Below are 20,921 nucleotides of genomic sequence, written 5' to 3' on the forward strand. Positions count from 1 at the left end.
TATCTAAAGTTGTTAATTACTCATCATTGTTTCAGTTCTTCCAGTTCAATCGAAACCTTCTCCCACTCTTCTACGGTCCGGTCGAGCTGTTGTTTCAGTTTTTGATGCTGTTCGTAAAGCGTCATGTCCGAAGCCCCTTCCGGAGTAGCCATTTTCTCTTCCAGAATAGCAATAGCAGACTCCGTCTGCTCAATCTCCGTTTCACAATCGGCCACCTGACGTTCCAGCTTTTTCAGTTTCTTGTTAAGTTCTTTTTGAGCTTCATAAGAAAGCTTACTTTCCGATTGAGAAATCCCTTCCGTTGCTGTTTCCTTTTTAGTATCGACAGGAGATGCGGAAAGCGCAGGAGCCTTTTGCAGTTCATTCAGGCTTTCGATCTTTTTTTTCTGCAGAAAATCATAAATACCACCGATATGTTCTTTCACCTGCCCGCCACCAAACTCATAGACTTTAGTCGCAAGTCCGTCAAGAAAATCACGATCATGACTAACGATTATCACCGTACCGTCAAACTCGCGTATCGCCTCTTTCAGCACATCTTTCGAACGCATATCCAGATGGTTGGTCGGCTCGTCGAGAATAAGGAAATTCACCGGTTCGAGCAGAAGCTTTATCATTGCCAAGCGAGTACGCTCACCACCGGAAAGAACTTTTACTTTCTTATCCGAAGCCTCCCCGCCAAACATGAAAGCTCCAAGAATGTCACGGATCTTAAGACGGATATCTCCCACCGCTACCCGATCGATTGTATCAAATACGGTAAGACTTTCGTTCAGCATCTGTGCCTGATTTTGGGCAAAATAACCGATCTGCACATTATGCCCGATTGTCAGTTTGCCTTGATAATCGGTGATTTCTCCCATGATACATTTTACCAATGTAGATTTACCCTCACCGTTTTTTCCGACAAAGGCTACCTTCTCGCCACGATTAATCGTAAGATTTACATTCTGGAAGACAACATGCGAACCGTATGCCTTTCTCACATCTTCGCAAATCACCGGATAATTCCCACTGCGGCTGGAACAGACAAATTTCAAACGCAAGGCCGAATTATCCTCTTCATCCACCTCAATGCGGTCTATCTTTTCCAACTGCTTGATACGACTCTGCACCTGCACCGCCTTTGTTGCCTTGTAACGGAAACGCTCGATGAAATCCTCCGTATCCTGTATCTGTTTCTGTTGATTTTCATAGGCACGAAGCTGCTGTTCGCGGCGCTCTTTACGAAGCACAACGAACTCATCATATTTCACTTTATAATCGTATATCTGCCCGCAAGTAATTTCAATGGTACGCGTCGTTACGTTATTGAGAAAAGCACGGTCGTGACTGACCAACACCACGGCATTGGCACGCGTGGAAAGGAAATTCTCCAACCACTGGATACTCTCGATATCCAAATGGTTCGTAGGCTCATCCAAAAGCAGTACATCGGGACGACGCAACAGCAGTTTCGCCAGTTCGATACGCATACGCCAACCACCGGAGAATTCGGAAGTAGGGCGATCAAAATCTTCCCGTCTGAAACCTAATCCAAGAAGCGTACGTTCTATTTCCGCACGGAAATTAGTCCCGCCCATCATCAAAAAACGGTCGTTCTCATGCGTAAAGCGGTCGATAAGCTTATGGTATTCTTCCGATTCATAATCGGTACGGTCCGCCAACTCCCGGTTCATCCTCTCCAAATCGGCCTGCAACTGAAAGATATGCTCGAAAGCCTGCTCGGCCTCCTCCATCACAGTATGCGCATCAGAGAGTATCATCACCTGCGGCAAATAGCCGATAGTTACCTCTTTGGGAATGGCAATTACACCCGCTGTCGGGCTCTGCAAACCGGCCAGAATTTTAAGCATGGTCGATTTACCGGCTCCGTTCTTACCCACCAGGGCAATACGGTCTTTCTTGTTAATAACGTAAGACACGTCCGAAAATAAGGGCGTGGCATTAAATTCTACGGTAAGTCCTTCAACTGATATCACTTTGCTAACGAATAATTGATATTGGGTTGCAAAGATAGCAATTTATCCCTTAACCGATAAAGCTTCAAGTGGTTAATTACTTACATTTGTCAATTTTCGTTCAGTCAATGATCCATTCACCCAAATTCCGCTCTTCGGAATCGAAAGAGATGCCTATTTTAACAAGCTTACGACCGTCTGCCATATAAGGGATAAGAAACTCTGTATCCCTATCGGGAGTTTGCGAAACGGAGCAGTAGAAAGAATATTCATCACAACACGGATTTAGCAATTGATATTTGCAAGGATAACATATTCCCGACAGATAATATGCGCAAGAAGAAAAATATCAGAAAGGCACCTGCACACCGTTCGTCGCTTTCCTGTCCAGAGAGCAATAACCGGGCATTAGCTTCAAACCGGAAGAACGGGTAAACCCGGTAACAGGAGGCTTCACTCCGTTACGTATCCAATATATAGCGGCTTTCAACAGCACATCATTCTCCTTATCCCCCAGTTCCACATGATTCACTATCGGACGATAATCGCTATTCGGCTCATCCGGTTCCCAGTCTGAAGAAAAGCCGTCTTTGTATTCCGATTGATCCTGCACATTGAAAATCCGGCAGACAATGGGATGCAGTTCGTAATCGTATTTGTCATTGGTGAGTGTAATAGAACCTACATTCTTGCCTTCGGTCTGTTCGCCCAGCAAATATACATCGTAGTAGGGGCGCAATCCGTTAATCACCGCTTCCGAAGCCGAAGCCGTGCGGTTGCTGGTCAACACGAACAGACGAGGCAGATTGAGATTCTGTTCCGCCCCCTCTAATTTATAGGTAACCGTTTTAGACTGTATATCATTGTATTGCAAATAACAGAACGTGTTTCCCAAGGCAGATTCCGGCGCCAACAATTCGGCAAGTATCTGCGCAGAGGTCACAAGGCCACCGCCGTTGTAGCGAAGATCCAGCACAAACTCCTCGACCCCCTCTGCCTTAAATGCACCAAACTGTTGGCGAAGCTCGTTATTATACGTCTCATCCTTATCCCCGTCGGGGCCGGAGGTGAAGTGATTATACACCATATAACCCACCTTTTTATGTCCGGTAGACTCGTCTTGAAATGTTTTTGTCAGAAAAATAGGATCATCCTCTACCATGGCCGGAACCAACTCCACCGAATGTGTATCGTAATTGGAATAATGATCCGAAACATCCAACACAACCGTTTTCCCACTCAACAGATCAGACACGTTTCCATCACTTACATTCGCACCATTTATTTTATGAATCCAGTCACCACGCCGCAAACCTTTTTTCTCAGCAGGTGAGCCCGGCAATACATATAGAACACTGACCGCACGATATCCCGCACCGTTTATTATCCAAGTCTGAAACTCAAAACCAAGCGTTGGTTCTTCTCCCATGTTCGACCGTGTGGCTACAGATTTCTTTTTCTTAATTGTAGAATAATAATAACGGGTCTTATTTTTGGTTTTTCCGTCTTCCGACGCTAACAGTGAGTAGAAAAAATCTTCCGGATCAGCATTAAAATTCAGTTCCTTTTTATCAGGAATCTCTTCATACCATAAATAATAACTACGCATCGCACTCTCAATCCATTGGTTCGTAGTTTTATCACTCTTATCATCATCGTCATCCTTACAGGCGGAAAAAGAGAATACAAACCCTAACACAAGGCACATACGGCCATATATGGAAAACTTCATCATAACTATCTTTCTTTTAGTTCGATATATGCGGACAAAGATACGAAAAAAGGGAAAGCCGATGCCTTCCCTTTCCCTTTTTATATTGTCCTTTAACGATCAGAACAATTTTGCCGGATATTCACCGGCATCCACCAATGCCTGTATCTTATCCACTACTCCCTGACGGTCGGCAGCGTATGTCACGCCAAACCACTTACTGGTAGTATCAAGCACTTTCACACGGGCAGTTCCGTCATTAATCAGTTTATTTACCATCAACGGAATGAAATATTCGGCTTTCAAGTTGTCCATATTGGCCTTAAGGAATTCTTTGAAGTATTCTTCGGAATATTCAAAATAATCGGGAGTAAAGCCCCACATATTCATTGAAACCGGAGTATTGTCGGCAATACTCTGCATCACACCGTTCTCATCTTTGAAAGATACCTTACCGTCAATACGTTCGATGGCCGTACGTTCAACCACAGTTGTCAAATAACCTTCCGCATTCGTTTCGCATACGCCACGAGCAACCGAACCGCTTTCGCTCAATGTATTACCTACACGATAACCTACCATGCAATAGTCATTCTTTTTCCCGTCCATCTCGCTCAGTGCAGCACCCAACACGGCAAAGCTGTCACGACCGTAGAAGTCGTCTGCATTGATAACGGCAAACGGCTCTTTGATAACGTCTTTACCCATCAATACGGCATGATTCGTTCCCCAAGGTTTTACACGGTCAGCAGGACAAGTAAAGCCTTCGGGCAGGTTATCCAGTGCCTGGAATACCAATTCCACCGGGATATGGTTTTCGTATTTACTCAATATTTTTTCACGGAAGTCTTTCTCGAAGTCCTTGCGGATAACGAAAACAACTTTGCCGAACCCACCGCGAATCGCATCATAGATAGAATAATCCATAATAGTTTCGCCATTCGGACCCAGTCCGTCAAGTTGTTTCAAGCCTCCATAACGGCTGCCCATACCGGCAGCAAGTACAAATAAAGTTGGTTTCATAACTGTGTAATATTAAAAGGTTAGTGATGTCAATGTTCCGACAACGGTGCAAATGTACAAAATTATATGGACGCAGAATGACACATTTCGTTCAAAGTTTACCTTTTTTAATTCAATTGTAAGCTTAGAAGGGATAACCAATGGCAAAGTGTATACCTAATTGTTTCCAAAATGCCCCCCTCACATTATAGTATCCCGACTTCCCCGTTTCATACGGATCATGCAAAGGCACTCCGCAATCGAGCCGGAAGACAAGAAAATCGAGGTCATAACGCAACCCGACACCGGTACCGAGAGCGATTTGTTTGGCAAATGTTTTCAACCGGAGTTGCGCATCAGGGCGGTCGGAGTCATAACGCATCAGCCAGACGTTTCCCGCATCCAAAAAGACCGCTCCATGAAGATCTTTATAAATGCGGAAACGATATTCGATGTTTGCTTCCAAACGAATATCACCAGTCTGATCAAGATAAGAAAATTCACTCTTTTCCGGATGATAGCCACCGGGACCGATACTACGTACCGTAAAGGCGCGGATACTATTGGCACCACCGACATAAAATTGCTCGCTATAAGGAGCAACATGTGAATTACCATAGGTCCATATCACCCCACCGGCTATCCGGGCAGCAACGGAATTATTACGATCTATCTTCCATAAATAACGATAGTCGGTATTCAATTTAAGAAATTGCGCAAACGGTGCCCCCAACAGATTTTTCTCTTTTTCACTGAACGGCTTGCCGAAAATACGGTAAATACAAGAAGTCAAATTACCGGCAGAAGTAAAAGTAGTCTGCCACCAACTGGAGTTACGCACTCCACGGACAGTCGAATTATCATAGGTATAAGTATATTCCATAGCCGGAATAAACTGGTTCTGCAAACTGAGCAACAATGCCCTGTTGTCTTTGGCGATAGAATCGAATGCACTCGTGCGGTGCTGCAACACATTAAAAGTCAAACGAAAAGGCGTCAATGAATGCCTGCTGGTACGTGTCGGTTGAAAATCATACGTCGCATTTCCACCAAAAGAGAGTAATTTATAGTATTTGGCACGATTCATTTGGTCTACATACAAACGAAAAGTGGTAGAAGCAGGAAAATCATATTCACGATCTCCGAACTGAGGAAATACCACCCGTGGAAACATAAGAGAAGTAGAAGCCCCCATCTCCCAACTGTTCAACAAAGAAGAATTCTTACCACCACCGGTCTGCCATTCATAAGAACCTTTCAACTTCACATTCCAGGTTTCGCCACCGCCAAACACGTTATTGCGGGTGACGGAGAAAGAAGCGCCGGGACCGGTCTGGTCATTACTCTTGGTGGTAACATTCAATTCGAGCTCCGCATCGAGCGGCTTGTCAAAAGTAGCCTGCAGGGTGACATCGAGCGTATCGCACGCGGCAGTCGTATCACGCGGTGTATATTGCATATCCATATAACGGAAAATTCCCAATTGAGCCAGTTTTTCCTGAACACGTTGCTGACGATACTGACTGTAAAGACGGCTACGCTGTGAATTGCGTAATGAGTCACTCTTCACATATGCCTGATAGTTTAACCAGCGATAAAGCATATTAGGGCGTACCTGCATCTTATTATAGAAATGTATGTCCATCCCTTTATAGTTCATGCTGTCATTGGGCTGCTCGCCATTCTTGCCGATCAGATAAACAGTCTTGTTCCCTACATAATACCGTCGTTGTGCCGCTGCCGGCAGGCCTGCTACGGGGATAAGCCGTAAACTGACGTGCCCTCCGGGTATAAGAGTCGTATCAGCCTGATAAGTCATATAATCGGGGCGGAAGTAGAAGTACCCCACATTGCGCAGCAAAGTACTGAGACGGTTACGTTCTTCGTCCAGATCACTCACATTAAACTGTTCGCCCGGAGTCAGTAATGACCATCGGCGTCCCCGTTCCATGATACGAAGTGTTTGCGGAGTGAAACGGTCATAATATACCGTATCGATAAAGTAAGGATTACGCATCTCGACTGTATACTCTACCCGTGCTTTCAAGCTGTCTTTCGGATTAACGATTGTCTGCTGACTCACTTTCCCATTAAAATAGCCATAATCATGCAACAGGTTCGTAGCCACTTTTACACGCAATTCCGGATTAACAGTAGAAATAAATACAGGTTTCGCCGCAAAACGATTGAATACCCACTTACCGAATCCTTTCTCATACTTTACAAAATCATTGTACACCCACATCCCAAAAGGGATAGGCAAAACACCAAATAATTTGGTTGACGGGCTTTTATCCAATGCCGCCTTTACCTCGCCGATAGCTGTCTCGCCGACAGAAGTTTTGGACGGGTCTTTGAAAATGTCTTTATTGCCGGTATACAACACTTCACCCTCCGGCAAATGTTTTGTAGTCGAACAACCAAACAATAATATGCCAATAAGAGAATATATCAATATGCCAATGAAAGGTAACCGTATCCTCTGCCCACAGATTGCTTTTACTCTTTTCATCCTCATTTCTTTTTCTTTTTAAATATAAACAATTCACTCAGGCGGTCCATTTTCTTGCGGAGCACCAGACCGACACCGGTCTCAGTAATTTCACCTTCAAAAACACTTTCATAGTTCTTGTTATGGAACAGGCGGATGTAACGTGTACCGGACTGATCCAACCGGTATTCCAACGAAATATTATCGATAAACGATTCTACGTCATTAGTAGCATTGGCACCGGTAGAAACTTTACCTCCCAACACTATCTGAAAACGATCGTTAAAGAAACGCTGGGAATAGCGGAAACTGTAGTCCGTCCGCTTACCACCGGCATCCGAATCATCATGATCTTCTACTCCGAACGAAAGGCTGGCATTCTTCATGTTTCCTGTCAGAGCATTAATCTGGCTGGCAAGCACGGAGTTAAGCGCCGCTCCCATATTCAAATTCATACCGCTTCCCCCTCCCGAATCGGCAAGATATATACCGGTAGCCAGCATAGCCACAGCTTGTTTGCTACGCTCGTCCGGCCCCATACCCGCTAATTGGTTCTGTACGGAGGCATCATCCGGTGCATCGATTTCAAAAGCCAATGAAAGGTTATCGAGACGATTCTTTACCACAATCGAAATATCAAAATTCACCATACGTGATGTACCGTCTTCCTGTGTCACAGAAGCACGCACACGTTCTGTCGCCTTGAAGTTCAGCATCGGATCCATCGGATTACCGGTCCAGTCTACATAACTTCCATTTTGTATCTGGAACTCTTTCAACGGGATCACCGGCAAGGCATATTTCATCATCCCCCCCGACAAAGTATACCGGCCGGTAAGAGTAAGATCACCTTGCGGCGTATACTGTAAAGAGAGATCGCCTCCACCTTCCAATTCCACCCGGCTACTGCGGTCGGCACTCAGATCCGCTTTCAAACGAACGGCAGGATCAATGTGTATTGTCATTATCATGTCCAATCCCCCCAGAGAGAGAGTAGACTCTTCTTCCTTATTCAGAGAAGTGGTATCTGCAAAAGAGGTGAAAGTCACCAGATCACTCAAGCGATCCTGTACCGTAAGCGGTGAATCGGTAAGCACATAAGTAACATCGGTATTACCCAACAGGTTTACATTACCACGCATCATAAGCCCGTCCAACGGTCCGCGCACCGTAGCATCAAGATCGACAAACACCTTACCATAAACCATACTCTCCTTAGTCCGTTTGGCATTAAGCAACGTATAGTTTTCCGCAAACAGTTTAAGATTCGCCATCGGCCGGCCCATATCCCGAAAATCGACATAACCATCGATACTGAACGGGTTCTGACTGGTAGTATAAATCGCAAACTTATCAAATACAATCCGATTGTTCTGTACCTGTATCGGCCGATTGTCAAATATAAACCGGGCATCGGCCTGCCGTGCATAAACGGAAACACTATCCAATGACAATCCGCCATTAATCAACGGACTGTCGGTATATCCCGTAATATGCAAGTCGCCGTCCATATCGCCGGAAAGAGTCACCATCTGATCGGGTACAAAAACATTGGCTATGCTGAGAGGAAAATGTTCGAGTGTAGAGTTCACTACAATGCTGTCCTTGCCCGAAACTGCCGGATACAACGCACCATCAGCAACCATAATTTCAGTACCCTCATGCGTAAGATAAGTATTGACGTACTGCTTACCTTTCTCTCCCGGAAGCCAGGTAGCTCCCAAAGCCACATCACCGATACGCTGCCGTTCATAAGTCAGTTCATCGATACTTGCTTCCGCAGATAATTCCAACGATTTCTCCGTCTGTATATAGTGGGCTTCTGCCGAAAGCAATCCGGTAATCTGCGGCATATAAGGTAGAATGCTGAACACTTCCTCCAACCGGATACGCCGTAATTCGACATCCATATTCTGCAACGAAACGGTATCGCTCGGCAAAGATTGCATACGGATTCCCATACCCTCATTATCCTGCATATCGACATTGGCATAAACGCGCATATTCTTATGAAGATAAATCCAGTTGTGATGTTCCTCAAAACGGAATTTGTGGAAAGCAATGACAGGTTCCTCCGGCACTAATGTCAATGCAAGCCCGTTACCTTTTCCGAGCCCGCCATAGAGCGGTTTGGCATTCACTCCGAAGAGCAGGCCCGTTTTTCCTTTATCATTTATATATTGTGCCACCAGTTCCGCATCTTTATCACGAATCTCTCCGGTCAGTATGGATGTAAAGGATATCTGTGGATTTTTTGGCCCGTTGATTACTCCGCCACGCAGGTTAATACGACTCGTATCCTGCTTCAAAGTAAAGAAAATAGTATCCAGTTGCAACGTATCAATCTTCAAGGTATGGAGAGCGACCTTACCGTTAATTCCCCAATCCGGTGCACACCCCAATTTGGCAGAAGCATCATGATAAGATATATTCTGCGTAGCGAGATACCAGGCCATCGGGTTATCCTGTCCGGCAGAGAAAGAGAAAACTGCTGTCGGCAACGCTTTACGCAATTCTGCGTGGTTTAATTCTTTCGCTTCCAACTGCTTTGTCAAAACATCGGCAAAGTGAGTGGATTGACGAATTAATAATTCCAACCCGGCGCGGGCGCTGAGGTTCAGTTTAAGGTCACCTGCTGTAAGATGAGTAAATACACGTTCTTTACGTACTTCACCGGTAAGTTGCAGATCCAACGGCTTGCCGGAATTCTTACCAAGACTGACACCGAAAAGTTTTTCCGTATCGATGCCAGTTACATTCAGCCCGACTTTTCCATCCGGATAATGATGTGCAAGATGGTACTCCGCATCTGCCGTCATCTTCAACAGAGGATTATCACTGGTCAGTTGTACATTCGCAACTGCATTCTTGACCGTCCCTGTAAGACCGATGCCCGAAATTTTATAATCCCCGTAATGCAATTTATCAATCGTCGCCTTAAGAGCCGCCGCAGTCTTATAAGAAGTAAAGTCGAACCCGCGCCCGTGTGCCGCAAGAGAAGCACTGAACTCATAAATGGAATCTTTCGGCAAGAAATGATTTATCTGAAGATCCTCTATATGCAAATCGGCAGTATAAGCTTCGGTAGTACTGTTAAGGGCAGCAGTAAGTCCCAATCGGCCTTCTCCTTCTTTCAACAACAGGCGGGCGTCGTATTTCGACCCTTCCATCCCCAAACGAGCGTCAAGAAGCATACTATCCGGGATAACCAACGGTGCTCCCGGCGTCATCCCCCCCAATGCCGTCAGGAAATTAAGATTTCCTGTCTGCATTTTCAAGTCAAGAGCAGCCGAGCGTGTGGTACTATCTGTCAGATTATACAATTCGCCGCCACCCTCCAAAGAGAAAGCACCGGGCAGATTTACTTTAAAACGGGAAATCTGCATCGATTTCAAGTTGCCTTCCGTACCCGCCTGTACTACTAATGGACGGAAAGGATAAGCCCCCTTGAAAGCCTCGGGCAAACCGCCGGCAAACAACATTACATCCTGTTTACCGATAAGCGCGTTGAAACGGGCGGTCAACCGTCCGGTAGTAGGAATATTCACCAATTCCCAATAAGTCTGGGCAGTAAGATTCATTTCCGAATGCGGAGTAAGCAAACGGAAATCCGGTATACGGATAACCGTACTGTCGGCAAAAACACGTCCGGTCAAAGATGTCACGCTTAACCCGGAACGTTCGTTCATTGAAAACTCACGAATAACAGCGTTCATATTGCGCCCCCGGTAAAGTACCGAATCAATTCCGATACGAATATCTCTCAAAGCAATGTGCGAAGGATCAAAACCTTCCACTGGTTGGGTATTACCCGTATCGTAATTAACCGAAGTGCCCGTCAGCAAAAAGGATCTCAATCCGTAGAACTGGTGTTTTAAATCAGCGGATACATCTTTAATGCTTGCCTCGCTCACACGGGCAGCCATACGCATCGTATCCGCAGGAAGTTGCATACTGAAAGAAACGTTTTTCAAACTTAGTGCATGAAGGTCTACTTTCCAATTGATGGGAACCGAAGCCGTATCCGTTTTTTCGGTAGTTGCAGTGTCATTCAATACAAGACCGATGTGTGTGTCGGAGAGTTCGACATGATTAATCACCGCTGTTTCATCCGTAAGATCGACACCGTGACTTTCAAGAAAAAAACGCCCCAATACCCCACGGATTTTCATGCCTTCTATGAGATCGGCCGAATTGACAGTCACCTGCTGGAGAGTAATATCGTCTACTTCTATTTTTCCTTTAAACAAAGGCATAGCTTGTACATGCACATTGAGACTCCCCAGTGTGAGCAATGTATCCGGAACCTGAATCACTTCGACATCCCGAACCAACAGGTTCAACGGGAAGCGAAGATCGATACGTCCGACATTAATTTGCATACCGGTAGCTTCAGATGCATATGAAGTGGCCTGCTTCCGTAAAAAATTCTGTACGGGGGGTACATAAAGCAATACCATCAGTACCACAAAGAGCAATATAGGAGTAAGTAATATCCAACTCACCCATTTTATCCATTTTCGTTTCATCAAGCGTGTTTCAATACATTAACGGAAATACAAAGTAAACAAATAATTCTATAAAAAAGATTTAGAAGGTGGAGAAATACTTTCTTGCCTCATCTACCACCTGTCGTAACAACGGTAATACCTCTTTTGTTTTTTGTTTCACTTCATCAGAAAACTTTTCGTTTCGCCTACTTTCCAACCACGACAGCAATGGAAGAATCTCCATCGCCTTGATCATAGTTAAAAGCGGAAGCAGCTTATGCGCCATACCGGCAATCCGATCCGTATCTTCTTCTTTTAAACCGGCTTCCATCTGGTCAATGTTCTTCTCCGTTTCCTCTACAAATGAGGACAGAATGGAACGAGCAGCCTCAGGATCATCTTCGGAAAAGGCGGTGAGAGCACGGAAATCAAGATTTAGTTGAAAATTGAAAGTTGAAAGTTGAAAGTTGGCTGCGCAATCTTCTTGCATAGTGACTTTTGGCTCTCCACTTTCTGTTTTCAACTCTTCAGAAACTTTCAACTTTCCACTTTCACCTTTCAACTGTATTAGGAGTTCGGCTACCGTAAAAGGCTTGTGCAGGCAGCCGGAGAAACCATGTTCAATAAATTCGGCCGCATCCATATCGCTACGGGCTGTAACGGCAATAACGGGAATTGTTTTCGCCTGAGGAATATTGGATGCACGCAATAATTTCAACAAATCGAAGCCGTTGATGGCAGGCATCTGTACATCGGTCAGCAACACATCAAACCGGCGCTCACGGAGATGTTCGGTCAGTTCATCAAGTTGCTCGCAACATGTGGCATGAATTCCTTGCTGCTCAAGCATGGCAGCAGTCAAAGTCAGTTGTATCCTATCATCATCAATGAGAAGAATATTCATCGGAGAGTTCACCATTTGCTCCCGGTCGATATGATCTGCTTCAGTAACCGAAGGAGACTGATTCTTTTTCCTGTCTTTATCAAAACCGACAGCTTTGCCTACCGGAAACAGCGGTAGGATTACCGTAAACGTACTTCCCTCTCCCAACGTGCTCTGCACGTCGATAGTACCTTCAAGCAGCACGACAAGCTTGTGCACAATAGAGAGTCCCAGACCAAATCCCTCTTCACCTTGTGCACCGGGCAGGCGGGTAAACTCCTGGAAAATACGTTCTCGGTCTTCTGCTGCCATTCCCTTTCCGGTATCGGTCACAGCTACGCGCAAACGGGAAGAAGAATAACTTACCGCAAGCGTTATACCCCCTTTTGAGGTAAATTTCACCGCATTAGACAATAAATTATTCACAATCTGTCGGATGCGAAGCGGATCACTTATGAAACGCCCGTCCAGTTCGGACTCTATTTTATATTCAAGAACAAGTCCTTTAGCTGCCGTTAACGGTTCAAAACTTGTACGTATCTCTTCAAAAAGCTGGGAGGGATTAAAAGTGACACGGTTCACTTCTGCCTTATTCAAGTCAAGACGATGGAAATCGAGCAGGTCACTCACTAATTTCAGAAGATGCTGCGAAGAACTTTTCATGTTATCGAGATAAAAACGCTGCCGTTCATCGTTCGTAAGGCGTGCCAGCAGATCGGTATATCCCATAATAGAGCCAAGTGGTGCTTTAAAATCATGTGTGATGGCAAGCATCAATTTTTCACGGGCATTCAGTAGTTCTTCGGCACGGCGGTTCGCCTCTTCTAATTCCCTACGGTATCGGTTACTACGGGTGATATCCCGCCAGATAATAATAAGGAAAAAGATGGAAAGCAGAACGGCTCCCACAGCAATGCCACCGATAATGCGGGCAGAACGTTGACGAACATATTGCTCTTTCTCCGCATCCATCTGCGCACGTTGCATCACATTCAGTTCATACTCTTTAACCAAACTGTCGATCCGGGCTGTCAGTTGTGTATCCAACCGCCGGAACTGCACATTCCTGCGCCGTATAGTCGTTTTCTTCTGAGCACGTTTTTGTTCACTGGCCATACGAATTTTCTGATGCAGTGAATCGGTCGGGTTATACGCTTCAAGGATGGTATCGGTAGCAACCTCCAACGAAGTATTTACCAATACTGCCGTATCCTGTTTGGAAGGAACGAATGCCTCTGCCAAACGTTTGAAGAATCCTTTTTTCTTGGGCTTTGTAATGAGAGAATCACGCGTTGTGATTATGCGGTGCTGTACACGTTGCTGGGTAACCACCGAATCCTGTTCAGCTATAATCTCTTCAATTTCCCTGGCCGAAAGCAAGCTGTCATTCGCTTCACTTAATACCCGAAGCATCTGAATCGTATTCTTATCTTTCTCACGTAAAAGAACCAACAAACTGTCTGTCATCAGACTCTGCTGGTCATCCGATGCAGAAAGTGTCTCCATCTCACGATGAACAAACACCAGAGAAAAGAGTAATATCGCCAATAAAAGAGAATACCCTATAGCTATTTTTACTTTGGTAAAACGCGAAGGTGCCATAATATTAATAATTTAGCAATGTGTCAATATGCCAATGTGCCAATTGCCATGCGGCATAATAGCGCAGCCAATTGGCACATTGACATATTGGCACATTATTTTGTTTTATAGCGGAAACGCAGCCACAACATGATGCCGGCACTGGTCAGTCCGAACGGAAAAGCCATCCATACACCGACAGTCCCCCAATCGAGAACGAAGCCGCAGAAATAACCTACCGGCAAAGATATCATAAAATAAGCAATAAAAGCAATCAGCATCATCGGTTTCACATCCGAAATACCTCGCAAGGCGTTTGCAAAGTTGATCTGTAATCCATCACCGAATTGATAAACCAGCATCGGGATAATCAGCATCGCCACTAATGCGGAAACCTCTTCATTATCCGTAAACCACCCTCCCAGATAATTACGGAACAGGAATACAATGCCTCCCAACACCACTGCCATCGCCATAATCAAATGAAAACCGGCATAAGCCGAACGGCGTACATTGACCGTGTCCTCTTGACCTTTGAAGTTACTGACGCGCACAGCAACTGCTGCTCCCATACCGTAAAACATCATAAATGTAAATTGGGATATGGCACACATGATCTGATGCGAAGCTAAGGCAATAGTACCTAACCAACCTATCATCACAGCACTCAAACTGAAAGAAGCCGTTTCCATCCCCATCTGAAAAGCAACCGGCCATCCCAAGCCATTGAGACGCATAAACATTTGTCTCGACCATCCCAAACGGAAAAAGCCGAGTTTATACCGTATAAAACGACGGCTACTAAAAAAGATCACAGCGAACACAATCACCATTACAATACGTGAGAAAAGGGTACTGATACCTGCCCCTAACAACCCTAACTCCGGAAAGCCGAATTTTCCGTTAATAAGAATATAATTCCCGATAATATTCAGCACATTCCCCCCCAACAATATCCACATGGCTGTTTTGGTATCGGTAATTCCATCTGTAAACTGCTTAAAACCATTAAACAACAGAACAAACACAAGAGAAATAAGCAAAACAATGTAATAAGGCTTAATCAAGGGAAGGAGTTCTTCCGGTTGTCCCAACCTCTCCACATTCAGATAAAGGATACCCATTATCAGTGTCAGCAATAAACCGACAAGCAGATTTGCCAACAAACTACAACGCAATGCCTGCCCAACAGACGCAAACTGCTTATTACCATACAGACTCCCTACAATCGGGGTAAGCCCGTAAGAAAAACCGGTACTGAAAATAATCGCCAGATTGAATACATTGTTTACAAAGGAAGCAGCCCCCAATTCACTGGTACTGTGATGTCCGATCATCAATGTATCGGCAAAACCCAAAATAATAACTCCTACTTGTCCGATAACAATGGGCAATCCCAAAAGGAATAACGCTTTGTAATGCCCCTTATAAGTTTCATAGTAATTTTTCATATTCATAGAGTCTCTCTCCACCCCTCTCCACAGGAGAGGAAGAAAAGAAACTATTGCTATTAATCAGTTATCAATCTAACTTCACTCCCTCCCTTACGGAGACAGCCGGGGAGAGGCCCTTATAATACAGCACCACCCCATTTCTCTTGTCAAAGGATGTCTGTGCTACCGCTTGCAATTGTCCGGCAGTAACGGAACGATAACGTTCCACCTCCTTTTCCATATCTTCTGCCGTACCGTTCAGTTCAAACCAAGCGAGATTGGTAGCCACATTCAAATAGTTGATATTGCCGAAAATCTGGGTAGATTCAAATTTATTCTTTACCTTCTCCAGTTCCTGCACGGCAACTGCTTCGTTCTGCAACCTATTCAACTCTTCGCATACGGCAGCTTCTGCTTCTTCGAGTGATACACCGGCAGCCGGTTTACCGGAGATATGAAACAAACCGGCATCCACCGTGCCGGAGATATAAGCATCGATACTTGAAAACAATTGCTTTTCTTGTACCAGATGCCGGTTCAAACGGCTGGACTTTCCATTACTGAGAATATCCGACAATATGTCAAAAGCATAGTAATCGGGATGCGCACGTTCGCACATATGATAAGCCATAAAAAGAGAATCGACCGGCACATTACGCTCCACTACCAAACGGCGTTCTTCCGTCTGTGCAGGTTCTTGCGGCAATTGACGTACCGGAACATCCCTCTTAGGGATAGAAGCAAACCATTTCTCCGTCAAAGCTACCGTTTCCTCAAACGATATATTCCCCGTGACAGCAAGCACTGCATTATTGGGCGCATAAAAACGGAAAAAGAAATCTTTTACTTCATCCAACGTGGCATTGGCTATGTGCGACAGTTCTTTGCCGATAGTAGGCCACTGATAAGGATGCACCTTGTAAGCAAGAGGGCGCAACAGATGGCCCACGTCGCCATAAGGCTGATTGAGACAACGCTGTTTGAACTCTTCCATTACCACCCCCCGTTGCACATCCAGACTCCGTTCATTGAAATCAAGACTCAACATACGGTCAGACTCCAACCAGAATCCAATCTCCACATTTTGCCGGGGAACGGTCAAATAATAATTCGTAATATCGTTATTTGTCCAGGCATTATTCTCGCCACCGGCCAATTGGAGAGGAGCATCGTAATCGGGGATATTCACGGAGCCTCCAAACATCAAATGCTCAAAAAGATGAGCAAAGCCCGTATGATCGGGATGTTCGTCCCGGGCCCCCACATTATATACTATATTAAGAGCCACCATTTGCGTGCTTTCATCCTGTGAATGCACCAATCGCAAACCATTGGCCAGAACATGCCTGCTGATCTTTATCATCTTAATCCAATAAAGATACCTTAACAATCTTCACATCCTCTTCGGGGCGGTCGCTACGGTCTGTTTTCACATTCTGGATCTTATCTACGATATCCATGCCCTCGACTACTTCGCCAAACACCGTATATTCCCCATCCAGATGCGGAGTACCGCCTACAGTGGTATAAGCCTCCACCTGCTCTTTCGTGAAATGGAAATCCGGCCCTTTGGCAGCCTCTTCCTGAGCCTGTGCAAACAACTTCTCCTGCAAGTCATACAATCCGTCTTCATCATTCGCCTTACGCATCTTATAAATTTCCTTCATATGTTTCTGCGCCAACGAATTAAAAATTGTAGTCAATTTGTTTTCATTCATCTGCTGCTCCATACCGATCAGCGTAGAGTCATTGAAAACCTTTCCGGTGACAATGTAAAACTGACAACCCGATGACTCCTTATTCGGATTCACATTATCGCCTTGGCGGGCAGCCGATAAAGCACCTTTCTTATGAAAGTATTTCGGATAGACAATTTCGGCAGGAATGGTATACCCCACGTCACCGGTTCCTAACATCTTACCTTTCGGAGCATTCTTAGATTCCGGATCTCCCGCCTGCACCATGAAATCCTTTATCACACGGTGAAACAAAGTACCGTTATATGTACCTTCTTTGGCCAGTTTGATAAAGTTATCCCGATGTTTCGGAGTTTCATTATAAAGTTTTACTTTAATATCCCCAAGAGTCGTTTCGATTTTCAACATTGTTTCTTTCTGATTTTCCATATCTGAGTTATTCTTTTGTCCTGGTTTACAAGAGGCTATCGCTCCGACTACCAAAACAGTTAATAATATCACTAAATTCCTTTTCATAACACTTTCATTTAATTTAAGTTTGCAAATATACGATTTTCGTCTAAAACCTCTTACCTTTGTAACCTACAAAATGGCTAAAGCTGATATCATGAGATCCATATTAATAGTTGAAGATGATATAACTTTCGGCATGATGCTGAAAACATGGTTAGGAAAAAAAGGATTTGAAGTAACTTCGGTTAGTAACATTGCCCGTGCAAAAAAGCATATCGAAGTTCAAACACCCGATCTTATCCTTTCCGATCTCCGTCTGCCCGATCAGGACGGCATCCATCTGCTGATGTGGATGAACGAACAAGACTTGGATATCCCTTTGATCATTATGACAGGATATGCAGATATACAAACGGCCGTACAAGCTATCAAGTTAGGTGCCCGAGACTATATAGCCAAACCGGTAAATCCCGATGAACTCCTCAAAAAAATGTCGGAAGCGTTGGAAGATAAGGAAGAAGATGCTCACGTTTCGGGTAAAGCTACGTCCGACAAGACTACAACCGGCTCCAAAGGCAAAACATCGAGTTCTAAAACAGAAGCACACGCCTATCTGGAAGGTGAAAGTGATGCAGCCAAGCAATTATATAATTACGTAGGTTTGGTTGCCCCTACCAATATGTCCGTACTCATTAACGGTGCCAGTGGCACAGGGAAAGAATACGTTGCCCATCGCATTCACCAACTGAGCAAACGGGCAGGCAAACCATTTATCGCAATAGATTGCGGTTCCATTCCCAAAGAGTTGGCCGCCTCTGAATTTTTCGGTCATGTCAAAGGTTCGTTCACCGGCGCACTGACCGATAAGACAGGAGCATTTGTTGCAGCCAACGGAGGTACCATCTTTCTCGATGAGATAGGAAATCTGAGTTATGAAGTACAAATACAATTACTTCGCGCCCTGCAAGAGCGTAAAATACGGCCGGTAGGTTCCAATCTGGAAATCACCGTTGACATACGCCTTGTCTCTGCCACCAATGAAAATCTGGAACAAGCCATCGAAAAAGGTACATTCCGCGAAGATCTATACCATCGTATCAATGAATTCACGTTGAGAATGCCAACCTTGAAAGAACGGAGAGAAGACATCCTCTTATTTGCCAATTTCTTTTTAGACCAAGCCAACAAGGAACTGGATAAACAATTAATCGGTTTTGATGCCAAAGCATCACAAGCACTGCTCGACTATCATTGGCCGGGCAATTTACGCCAGATGAAGAACATCGTTAAACGGGCTACACTACTTGCACAAGGCAGTCTCATCACCCCCATGGAATTAGGAACAGAAATACTTGAAACTCCCATTTCCTATCATAGTTCCAATATCGCCTTGAAAGACGAAGAAACGGAAAAGCAACATATCCTTGAAGCGTTGAGACAAACCGGAAACAACAAAAGCCGCGCTGCACAATTGCTGAATATCGATAGAAAAACACTATACAATAAACTGAAATTATACGGAATAGAATTATAACACTGTCTCAAGCCGCCAATATACAATATTGGTTATCCCCAAACGGAAGGTGACTTATCTTCATTATACGCCCCTTTTTACGGCCTGCTCATATTTCTTCTGAATATCCCTACTGTATTACTCCTGTCCGGTACAAACATAAAAAAAATGTCCGACTCACACCTATCGTCTCTTGTTCTTATATTCAAGCTACACACCCATATACCTGTGTGGAATAATTCCACACCATCACTCTACATCTTCTACACATTTCCACAATCACCCTAACACAACAGGCAAAAGTTCCCACTGTTAATCAATACCTTACATATTCAATTTTGTTTTGGCACGTTCTTTGATCCTATTCTAACATCAGCGTCAGCAGTAATGCCCAACAATGCGATAAATCAAAAAAACATATAATCATGAGAAAATTAGTAGTAGCAATGTTTATGTTTGTTTGTGGTGGTTCAGCCTTTGCAATGGCCCAGGATCCTGTTAAGCCCCAACCTGCAACTGAAAAAACAGAAAGCACAGAGGAAACAACAACTTCTGAGCCTGCAAAGGAAGAACCTAAAACCAAAGAGCCCAAGGCAGATGCCTCAACCCAAGAAGCTCCGCCAACAGAAACTCCTGCTGCTGAATAAGATATAAAACCTGTCTACCTTAACCAGAGAGAATTGAAATCTATTGTTTATTATTTTAAAGCAAATGAAATTATGAAAAAGTTAGTATTAGTAGTAGCAATGTTTATGTTTGTTTGTGGTGGTGCAACCTTTGCAATGGCTCAGGATCCTGTTAAGACTCAGCCTGCAACTGAAAAAACAGAAAGCACAGAGAAAACAACAACTTCTGAGCCTGCAAAGGAAGAACCGAAAGCTGAAAAACCGGCACAAAATGCCCCGGCTAATGATGCTCCCGCTTCAACAAAAACTCCTGCTCAGTCTGCCGAATAAGAGTAAGCATACTATCCTAAAAAGCCATCCCCACTTATGTCTATTCAAGGGATGGCTTTTTCGTTATACTCTGTTTCAAAATATCTCGAACCCGTTCCACAAATTTCCTATCGGAACAGGTGCATCCAATTCTATCACTTCTTTGGATACCGGATGAATGAAACGCACACGACGTGCATGCAGACAGATACTGCCATCCGGATTGGAACGGGGAAAACCATATTTCAAATCTCCCTTAATAGGGCATCCCATTTTAGCCAACTGGCAACGTATCTGATGGTGACGGCCGGTTTTAAGATCGACCTCTAAAAGATAATAATTTTGCGAACGCCCGATGAGACGATAATACAAAATGGCTTTTTTGCTGCCGGGTACTTCCTTTTCATAGGCATAACTCTTATTCTGCTTTTCGTTACGCACTAGAAAATGCACCAATTCACCTTCAGGTTCTTTGGGTATCTCTTTCACAATCGCCCAATAAGTTTTCTTCACCTCACTGTTTTTGAACATCTCGTTCAAGCGGGACAAAGCTTTACTGGTCTTTGCCAAAATAACAAGACCGCTTACGGGGCGGTCCAGCCGGTGAGTTACACCGATGAAGACATTACCAGGTTTCGCATACTTCTCCTTTATATACTGTTTCACAGTTTCGGAAAGAGGCGTATCCCCCGTTTTATCCCCCTGAACAATCTCGGAAGCGGTCTTATTGATTACAATTATATGATTGTCTTCGTATATGACGGTCATGGG

The 20,921-nt window shown here is 44.5% G+C and carries 13 protein-coding genes; 3 read left to right on the plus strand and 10 right to left on the minus strand.

Annotation, left to right across the window (positions count from 1 at the left end):
• Positions 1-23: 23 nt before the first annotated feature.
• The 9 genes from HMPREF1532_RS20355 to HMPREF1532_RS20395 all read right to left on the minus strand — a co-directional run bounded on the left by HMPREF1532_RS20355 (position 24) and on the right by HMPREF1532_RS20395 (position 17,765).
• Entirely contained in the window at positions 24-1,982 is a 1,959-nt protein-coding gene (locus HMPREF1532_RS20355; protein WP_005934598.1) for an ABC-F family ATP-binding cassette domain-containing protein, read from the minus strand.
• A gap of 328 nt (positions 1,983-2,310) precedes the next feature.
• Positions 2,311-3,696, minus strand: coding sequence for a S41 family peptidase (locus tag HMPREF1532_RS20360; RefSeq protein ID WP_005934601.1), 1,386 nt, complete (start codon positions 3,694-3,696; stop codon positions 2,311-2,313).
• Positions 3,697-3,792: 96 nt separating this feature from the next.
• Positions 3,793-4,695: a glycosyltransferase family protein gene (locus HMPREF1532_RS20365; RefSeq protein WP_005934604.1), complete on the minus strand. Its 903-nt coding sequence runs from the start codon at positions 4,693-4,695 to the stop codon at positions 3,793-3,795.
• A 124-nt stretch (positions 4,696-4,819) separates the two neighbouring features.
• On the minus strand, positions 4,820-7,186 hold the full coding sequence (tamL, locus tag HMPREF1532_RS20370) for a translocation and assembly module lipoprotein TamL (protein WP_044093724.1): 2,367 nt from the start codon (positions 7,184-7,186) through the stop codon (positions 4,820-4,822).
• A 2-nt stretch (positions 7,187-7,188) separates the two neighbouring features.
• Positions 7,189-11,694 (minus strand): translocation/assembly module TamB domain-containing protein, encoded by a 4,506-nt coding sequence (locus HMPREF1532_RS20375; RefSeq protein WP_005934609.1) that lies wholly within the window; start codon positions 11,692-11,694, stop codon positions 7,189-7,191.
• A gap of 61 nt (positions 11,695-11,755) precedes the next feature.
• Positions 11,756-14,140, minus strand: a complete 2,385-nt coding sequence (locus tag HMPREF1532_RS20380; RefSeq protein WP_005934611.1) for a hybrid sensor histidine kinase/response regulator — start codon at positions 14,138-14,140, stop codon at positions 11,756-11,758.
• A 95-nt stretch (positions 14,141-14,235) separates the two neighbouring features.
• On the minus strand, positions 14,236-15,570 hold the full coding sequence (locus HMPREF1532_RS20385; RefSeq protein WP_025819920.1) for an MATE family efflux transporter: 1,335 nt from the start codon (positions 15,568-15,570) through the stop codon (positions 14,236-14,238).
• 70 nt (positions 15,571-15,640) lie between these two features.
• A complete protein-coding gene (locus tag HMPREF1532_RS20390; protein WP_005934615.1) occupies positions 15,641-16,915 on the minus strand; it encodes a M16 family metallopeptidase in 1,275 nt (424 codons plus the stop codon).
• A 1-nt stretch (position 16,916) separates the two neighbouring features.
• A complete protein-coding gene (locus HMPREF1532_RS20395) occupies positions 16,917-17,765 on the minus strand; it encodes a peptidylprolyl isomerase (RefSeq protein WP_005934617.1) in 849 nt (282 codons plus the stop codon).
• An 88-nt stretch (positions 17,766-17,853) separates the two neighbouring features.
• On the opposite strand from HMPREF1532_RS20395, the gene HMPREF1532_RS20400 reads away from it, so the two are divergent.
• From HMPREF1532_RS20400 to HMPREF1532_RS20410, 3 genes are all read left to right on the plus strand, one after another.
• Positions 17,854-19,236 (plus strand): sigma-54-dependent transcriptional regulator, encoded by a 1,383-nt coding sequence (locus tag HMPREF1532_RS20400; RefSeq protein WP_025819925.1) that lies wholly within the window; start codon positions 17,854-17,856, stop codon positions 19,234-19,236.
• Positions 19,237-19,640: 404 nt separating this feature from the next.
• Positions 19,641-19,862, plus strand: coding sequence for a hypothetical protein (locus HMPREF1532_RS20405; protein WP_005934621.1), 222 nt, complete (start codon positions 19,641-19,643; stop codon positions 19,860-19,862).
• Between the two features lie 72 nt (positions 19,863-19,934).
• Positions 19,935-20,171, plus strand: coding sequence for a hypothetical protein (locus tag HMPREF1532_RS20410; RefSeq protein WP_005934622.1), 237 nt, complete (start codon positions 19,935-19,937; stop codon positions 20,169-20,171).
• A gap of 75 nt (positions 20,172-20,246) precedes the next feature.
• On the opposite strand, the gene HMPREF1532_RS20415 is transcribed toward HMPREF1532_RS20410, so the two are convergent.
• A complete protein-coding gene (locus HMPREF1532_RS20415) occupies positions 20,247-20,918 on the minus strand; it encodes an RluA family pseudouridine synthase (RefSeq protein WP_005934624.1) in 672 nt (223 codons plus the stop codon).
• Between the last annotated feature and the right edge of the window lie 3 nt (positions 20,919-20,921).

The sequence above is a fragment of the Bacteroides salyersiae WAL 10018 = DSM 18765 = JCM 12988 genome (assembly GCF_000381365.1).
Classification (GTDB): domain Bacteria; phylum Bacteroidota; class Bacteroidia; order Bacteroidales; family Bacteroidaceae; genus Bacteroides; species Bacteroides salyersiae.